This window comes from Longimicrobium sp. (assembly GCF_036387355.1).
Lineage (GTDB): Bacteria > Gemmatimonadota > Gemmatimonadetes > Longimicrobiales > Longimicrobiaceae > Longimicrobium.
On record NZ_DASVTX010000068.1, the window covers coordinates 1 to 7,225 of the forward strand.

5 protein-coding genes are annotated in these 7,225 nt (G+C 71.2%); 2 read left to right on the plus strand and 3 right to left on the minus strand.

Annotated elements, in window-relative coordinates:
* Positions 1–731 (plus strand): NAD-dependent epimerase/dehydratase family protein (locus tag VF665_RS03250; protein ID WP_331051969.1); only part of this gene is annotated, 731 nt, incomplete at its 5' end.
* Positions 732–942: 211 nt separating this feature from the next.
* Here VF665_RS03250 and VF665_RS03255 read toward each other — a convergent pair.
* A complete protein-coding gene (locus VF665_RS03255) occupies positions 943–2,631 on the minus strand; it encodes a M28 family peptidase (protein ID WP_331051970.1) in 1,689 nt (562 codons plus the stop codon).
* A 366-nt stretch (positions 2,632–2,997) separates the two neighbouring features.
* On the opposite strand from VF665_RS03255, the gene VF665_RS03260 reads away from it, so the two are divergent.
* Complete coding sequence (locus tag VF665_RS03260) at positions 2,998–3,405, plus strand: response regulator (protein ID WP_331051971.1); 408 nt, start codon at positions 2,998–3,000, stop codon at positions 3,403–3,405.
* Positions 3,406–3,490: 85 nt separating this feature from the next.
* Here VF665_RS03260 and VF665_RS03265 read toward each other — a convergent pair whose 3' ends face one another.
* Together VF665_RS03265 and VF665_RS03270 are read right to left on the minus strand one after the other, a co-directional pair.
* Positions 3,491–4,225 (minus strand): hypothetical protein, encoded by a 735-nt coding sequence (locus tag VF665_RS03265; protein WP_331051972.1) that lies wholly within the window; start codon positions 4,223–4,225, stop codon positions 3,491–3,493.
* A 127-nt stretch (positions 4,226–4,352) separates the two neighbouring features.
* Positions 4,353–7,225, minus strand: a 2,873-nt coding sequence (locus VF665_RS03270; protein WP_331051973.1) for an eCIS core domain-containing protein, incomplete at its 5' end; no start/stop codon positions are given.

A 7,225-nucleotide genomic window follows, 5' to 3' on the forward strand; every position in this document is an offset into this window, starting at 1 on the left:
GGATCGGGGCAAACCGCGAGAACCCGGGCCGGTTCTTTTACGCCAACGCCATCATGGGCATCATGATGATCGAGGAGGCGCGGCGGGCGGGGGTGCACAAGTTCGTGCAGATGGGAACGATCTGCGCCTATCCCAAAATCACCCCGGTCCCGTTCCGCGAAGAGAACCTGTGGGAGGGCTACCCCGAGGAGACCAACGCCCCGTACGGCGTGGCCAAGAAGGCGCTGCTGGTGCAGCTGCAGGCGTATCGGCAGCAGTACGGGATGAACGGCATCTACCTTCTCCCCGTGAACCTGTACGGCCCGCGCGACAACTTTGACGAGCGCAGCAGCCACGTGATCCCCGCGCTCATCCGCCGCATGCTGGAGGCGAGGGAGAGCAACGCACCGGAGGTGAAGATGTGGGGCACCGGCAACGCGTCGCGCGAGTTTCTGTACGTGGACGAGTGCGCGCGCGCCGTGGTGCTGGCGGCGGAGCACTACGACGGCGCGGAGCCGGTGAACCTGGGTGTGGGCGAGGAGATCACCATTCGCGACCTGGCCGCGCTGATCGCCGAAACGGTGGGGTACCGCGGCCGCCTGGCGTACGATCCCACGCAGCCGGACGGGCAGCCGCGCCGCTCGCTGGATACGTCGCGCGCCCGCGAGCTGTTCGGGTTTCAGGCGCACGTTCCGTTTCGCGAGGGGCTGCGGCGGACCGTGGAGTGGTACGCGGAGAATCGCCCGGCCTGACGCCGTGGAACTGCCTCTCGCGCGGGGGACGCAGAGGGCGCGGAGGTCAAGCGAACGGAAGAGGAGGTGGTCCCGCGCCGGGCCACCTCCTCTTTGTTTGCATCATCCGCATCAAAATCACGGGAAGGTTGCCGTCACGCCCCCCCGCGCCGAACTCCCCGCGACCTCCCGAACGCCGCGTCCTCCACGCGAGTGCAGTTGCGGTCGCCGTTCAGCGGCCGCTGCCTCCGAGCGACTGCTCGCGCTTGGCGCGGAACTCGGAGCCGGCGCTCCAAGTGGGCCACTCGCTCCCGTTCGCCACCGCGAGGCCCACGCGATAGGTAAGGCGCGTGTCGTTCACGATCCCCGCCATGTCCCAGTCCGGCTTTACCTCGTCTGACGGCTTGTGATAGTCGTCGCGGATGTAGGCGCCGCGCACCCGCTCGCCGTAGTCCGCCGGCTGGTTCAGGTAGTCCGTCCCCGGAAACAGGAACGACAGCGACGGAACGCCGCCGCGCGCCAGCTCCAGGTGGTCCGCGCGGTAGAAGTAGCCCTTCTCCGGCTCCGGATCGGGCACCACGCGGCGGTTGTCGCGCGCCGCCTCCGCGGCCAGCAGCGTTTCCAGCGAGCTCTGCCCGTGCCCCAGGCTCACGATGGACCGCGTGCGCCCCCACGGGTTCATGGCGTCCATGTTGATGTCCGCCAGCGTCTTGTTGAGCGGGACGACGGGGTGCTGCGCGTAGTAGCGGGCGCCCAGAAGCCCCTGCTCTTCCGCCGTGAACGCCACGAATACCAGCGTGCGGCGGGGCGCGCGGGGAAGTGAGCGATAGGCGTGCGCGGTGGAGATCAGCCACGCGACGCCGGACGCGTCGTCCAGCGCGCCGTTGTAGATGCTGTCGCCGTTGATGGCGCGGCCCACGCCGAAGCTGTCCCAGTGCGCGCTGAAGAGCACCGCTTCGTCCGCCACGGCGGGGTCGCTGCCGGGCAGCCGGCCCACCACGTTGCGCGAGTTCACGCGGCGCACGGCGTTGCGGGCGCGGAAGGTGGCCGTGCCGCCGAGCGCGATGGGGCGGAACGCCCGGGTTCGCGCGGATCGCTCCGCCGCGGCAAAGTCGTGCCCGCCGGCGGCAAAGAGGCGGCGCGCCGTCTCCAGCTGAATCCATCCCTCCACCGGCACGTGCGCGGGCGACCCGGCCACGTCAAACCGCTCGCGGACGTTGCTCTGCACCACCGTCCACGGGTACCCCGCCGGGCCGGTCTGGTGGACGAGCAGGACGGCCGCGGCGCCGCGCTCCGCCGCCGTCTCGTACTTGTACGTCCAGCGCCCGTAGTACGTCATGGCCGGGCCGCGGAACAGGGCGGGGTCCAGCCGCGTGGTGTCAGCCGGGTCGGGGACGGGCGGGTCGCCGATGAGCATCACCACCGTCTTGCCGCGGACGTCCACGCCCTTGAAGTCGTCCCACCCCAGTTCGGGCGCCACCACGCCATAGCCCACGAACACCATCTCCGCCGCGTTCACCGTGACGAGCGTGTCCGGCCGCTGTGACCATGCGACGATGTCTTCCAGCTGCCGCATCTCCATCGTGGTCCCTCCGATGGTGGCGCGCGCCTGCAGCGCCGACGTGGTGCCGATGAGCGGAACCTGCTGCACGTACGAGCCGTCCGGCATTCCCGGCGCCAGGCCGATCTCGCGAAAGCGGCGGCTCAGGTAGGCCACGGTGGAATCCTCGCCCGCCGTGCCCACGCTGCGCCCCAGGAACCGGTCCGAGGCCAGCTCGCGGATGTCCGCCAGCAGCCGGTCCCCCGTGATGGCCGCCTCGCCCGCGGCGCCCTCCGCGGCGCCGGCGCGAACGCCCGCGGGCGCGCACCCGGCCGCCAGCGCCAAGGCCAGCGGGGCGCCCCAAACCATGCTCCTGCGCATTCCTGCTCCGGTGTGGAGGAAGTCCGATCGCGTGCCTCGCGCGGTATGTTTCGCGCGGTCGCGTGCGGGACGGAATGTCGGGCGGGGCGCGGGGCGGCGCCAGTGCACGGGCGCGCGGCGGCGGGGTTGATCCGCCGGAGTCGCGCGCGGGAGAGCGGGCGCGGGGGTCGTGCGTCGATGGAACTTTCTGCGGCGCAAGGGGTTACAGGCAGTCTTCCCATTCATCTGCGGACGTCCCGTCCCCGCGCCGGAACACGCCTGCACGGCGTTGCGCCCGCGCGCGGGTTGTGCGAGCCGGTCGTTTCCAGCAGATTCCCGATCCCAGTGCCCCACCGCCCCCGGGCGGCCCACCCGCAGGAGCCGGAGATGTCCGCAGCGGAGACGCGCGAGACCGTCGTCATCATCGAAGACAACCTGGACAACAGGATGATCTACCGCACCATCCTCGAGCACTACGGCTACGAGGTGCTGGAGGCGGGTGACGGCCAGTCCGGCGTGGCGCTGGTCAAGGAGCGCCTTCCCGACATGGTGCTCATGGACATCTCCATCCCCATCCTGGACGGCCACCAGGCCACGCGGCTGCTCAAGGCGGACCCCGCCACGGCGTCCATTCCCGTGATGGCGCTCACCGCGCACGCCATGGCCGAGGACCGCGCGCGCGCCGCCGAGGCGGGGTGCGACGCGTACCTGGCCAAGCCCGCGGAGCCCAAGATGGTGCTGGCCGAAGTGCGCCGCCTGATCGCCGAAGCCCAGGCCAAGGCCGCCGCGCTCTGACGCCGGTCCGGTGGATGGAACTGCGAAAGCCCGCCAGCGATCCTGGCGGGCTTTTCTGTTCCCGCGGCGGACGGCGGGGGCCGCCTCACGGCGACCGCAGGGCGCCGCGGAGCGCTTCCGTGAGGCGCGCGATCTCGGCCTCGCCCTCCGCCGTTTCCATCGCGCCCACGTCCGGGCCGGCGAACAGAAACAGGCCGCGGTCGCCGTCCACCCACTCGTGGCGCCACGCCGTCGCGGCCACGGGGCGCAGCCGGTCCAGGTCAAACTCCGCCAGGTGGGCGGGGCCCAGGAACGCGGCCCAGGTGGCGCCCGTGAGCATGGGGGAATTCACCAGCGGATCGCGGTGCGCCCCGTCGCGCAGCCGCCGCAGGTGCTCCCAGGGATGGATCTCCGCGAACTCCGTATCGTCCGGAGAGTGGGCCGCGCGAAAGGCGCGCATCAGCGCGGCGGAGGCCCGCTCGCCCGCCCAGTCCGCCGCGGGGGGATGCAGGTTGATGATGCTGATCCCCGCGACCCGCCCCGTCCCCTCATCCACCGGAAAGAGCGTGATGAACGCGCTCCAGGGCCGCGGCTCGCTTCCCCACGCGCTCAGGTGCACGCTCCCGCGGTCCGCCGCGCGCTCGGCGGCCAGCGCGGCGGCCACGTCGGATTCCTTGAGCTTGCGCGGGCGGGTGGAGGTGAGAGTGGATGCCTCCATGCGGTCCGCGCGGCCCATGACGCCGGCCTCGCGCGCCACGGCCAGGAGCCGGTCGGGGAAGTCGCCGTGAAGCCACTCGTGCACCCGGGTGGCACTGCGCCAGATCAGTTCGGAAGAAGCCATCGCCCGCCGCGTCCTGTGGTTCGGTGTGCCCGCATGCCCGTCCCGCGATCCGTATCCACCGCTCCCGCGTCCTTCGTGCCTCCGCGCGCCGCGCCAAGGCAACGGGACCGCGCCTCCATCCGCAGGCTCACAGGCGCTGCATGACCCCCGCCGCGTCCAGGTAGTGCACGTCGAAGCCGAACTCGGTGAGCAGGTAGCGGCTCGTTTCGGCGGCGGCCTTGTCGGGGAACAGGTAGTGGATGGACTTCACCTTGGGCAGCCCCGGCTCGGTGTGGTTCAGGATCTTGAGGTAGTCCTGCGCCTGCTTGCGCCCCACCCGGGTAAGGGCGTGCTTGAAGTCCCACAGCTCGCCCGTGGCGCCGATGAAGAAGTCCGAGGTGCGCCGTCCCTTGGCCAGCACCAGGCTGCCCACGTCCTCAAAGGTGGCGCGCACGAAGCTTTTGTTGGCGAAGTGCGGAACGTGCACGCGTGCCCACGCCTCGAACATGGCGCCCTTGATGGCCCGCCCCTGCCCCCCGGTCTTGGAGACGGCGTTGAGGATCTGGTTCAGCTTGCCGATGTCGTTGCCCGTCTTGGCCGGCACCACCTGCGTCAGGTAGCGCACAAAGGTTTCGTACGCCTCCTCGCCCTTGCCCGCCGCCTTGTCGGCGTCGGAGAGAAAGGCGCCCAGCTTGCCGAAGTCCGCGTCGGTCAGCTCGGCCTTGCGGATCGCCTCCATGAGCGCCGGATGGGTGTCCAGGTACTCCGCGATCTTGGTCGTGTTCAGGTCGCCGGGGAGCGCCTTGAGCACCTCGGCCTTGGAGGTGAGCCGGTTGCCCGCCTTGCCGGCCAGCTCGCCCAGGTACTTGATGATTTCCTCGATCTTGACCTTGCAGGGCGAGGTGCACCCCAGCACCGCGCGCAGGACCTTGGGGCTCAACTCCGAGAGCCGCTCCATGGCCCACTCGGGGAGCTTCTTGAGCCGGTTGATGGCGTCCAGCGTGAGGTCCGCCAGGATGTCCGCCGGAATACGCAGCACCGAGCCCGCCCACTTGCGCGCGGCGGCCAGCGCCTCGCCGGCCCGCACCACGCCCTGCCGCAGCTTGACGGCGTGCGCGCCCTCCGCCAGCAGTTCCGCGCGCTTGGCGATCCTGGCCAGCATGGGGAGCTTTGCCATCAGCTTGCTTACCGTGGCGGACTTGCCCACCCACTTGAGCCCGCTCAGCAGCCCGCCGCTGAAGAACATCATGGCCACTTCCATGGCCAGGTAGCCGAGCAGCCACCCGCGGAAGTGCCACCGGTCCCAGATGCCGGGCGCGTTCCACTTCTTGTCGAGCCAGTCCACCGCCGAGTCAAAGAGCTCGCCCGGGTTCAGGCCGGTGAGCACGTCCCACAGCTTGGACAGATCGTTGCCCAGCTCGCCGGTGACGATGCTCACGATCAGCTTGCCCACCATCCCCACCAGGTCCACCAGCCCGGCCAGCAGGTCCCACAGCGACTCCAGCGCGCCGTGCAGCAGCCCGGCCACGAAGGCGGCGCTCCCCAGCAGGAACTCGCCCACGGCGGCGGCGGCGTTCTTGACGCTCTGCCACGCCTCGTAGGTGAACGAGCCGGAGGAGACGGAGCCCTTAAGCGCCTTGGCGTACTCCTGTCCGGGAATCCAGATCTGGCTCCCGGCGTGGGTCACGGTGGTGCTCCAGTCGGCGTCCAGCGAGGGCTTGATGATGCCGCGCCGCCCCGCCTCGTGGTTTACGAAGGCCAGCACGTTCACGTAGAAGCGCTCGTCCTGGCCCCAGACGAAGTCCGTGTAGTGCTTCTTGACGATGGCCTGCGCCCCCTCGCCCTGCTGGATGCGGTACAGCCGCGCGCCGGGGTCGGGGAGGTCGATGTTGACGTCGGACGCGGGGACGTACCCGGACGTGCTGTCCTGAAAGACGACGTAGTACCACCCGCTCCCCGTCTTGCGGACGACCGCCATGCGCGTGTTGAGCGGCAGGGCGCGCACGTAGGGCCGGTTGGGGTCGGGGGTGCGGTACAGGTAGCTCCCCTTGTCCAGCGCCACCAGCCCGATGCGATGGATGGAGGAGCCGCCGGTGGCGCCCTGAAAGTCGCTCTGCGCGGCGTTGAACCCGCGCCTGGTTTCCATGGCCTTCCGCAGGTCGCGCTCGCGGTTCAGCAGCGCCAGGTTCTCCTCCACCTTGGGCGTGAGGTCGGAGACGAACGCAAAGCGCTTCACGAAGTCTTCGGCGGCCTCGATGGCCTCTTCCACCTCGCGGTAGGGGGCCTTTTCGATCTCGCGCTGGGGCAGCAGGGAGGCGAGCGGGTCCAGCTTGCGCTGCACCCTCCCCGGCGCGCGCGACACGCCGGCCGCGCCGCCGGCCGTGCGCGCGGGGGCGTGCCCCTGCTGCGCCACATGCGCCAGCTCGTGCGCCAGCAGCCGCTTTCCGCCCTCCGTGTCCGGCCGGTACTGCCCGTCGCGAAAGACGACGTTCGGTCCCACGGTATACGCCAGCGCGCGGACAGAGCGCGCGGCGGCGGAAGCTTCCCGCCCCTCGTGCACGCGCACCGCGGACAGGTCGCGCCCCAGCCGGCCCTCAAAGAAGGCACGGGTGGCCGCGTCCAGCGGGCGCCCGCCCGCCGGGCGAAGGACGCGCCCCGGGTCGGGGACCATGGCCGCGGCCAGCCCGCCGTCGCCCTTGCGCTGCACCGATTCCAGCTCTTCGCACGCCGCGCACTTCCGCTGGATTTCGCCGGCCAGGCGCGTTGCCTCGTCGCACGCGGCGCAGCGGCGCACGGGGGCGGATGCGTGGAAGCGCGAGACGGCGGGGGCTGCAAAAGGCGCGGGCGCGGAAGACACGGCGCGGTCCGCCACGGCGTCGGCCTCGCGCTCCAGCGCGTCGTCCGCCGCGCCCACCAGGAGGGCGCCGGGCGCGGGATGAGCGGCCAGACGGGGCGCGCGGCCGCGGTCCGCCTGCGCCACGTGCGCCAGCTCGTGCGCCATCAGCCAGCGGCCGCCGGGGC

Coding starts and splice junctions, on each gene's coding strand:
- VF665_RS03255 (WP_331051970.1), bottom strand. CDS start 2,631: ATGCGCAGGAGCATGGTTTGGGGCGCCCCGCTGGCCTTGGCGCTGGCG.
- VF665_RS03260 (WP_331051971.1), top strand. CDS start 2,998: ATGTCCGCAGCGGAGACGCGCGAGACCGTCGTCATCATCGAAGACAAC.
- VF665_RS03265 (WP_331051972.1), bottom strand. CDS start 4,225: ATGGCTTCTTCCGAACTGATCTGGCGCAGTGCCACCCGGGTGCACGAG.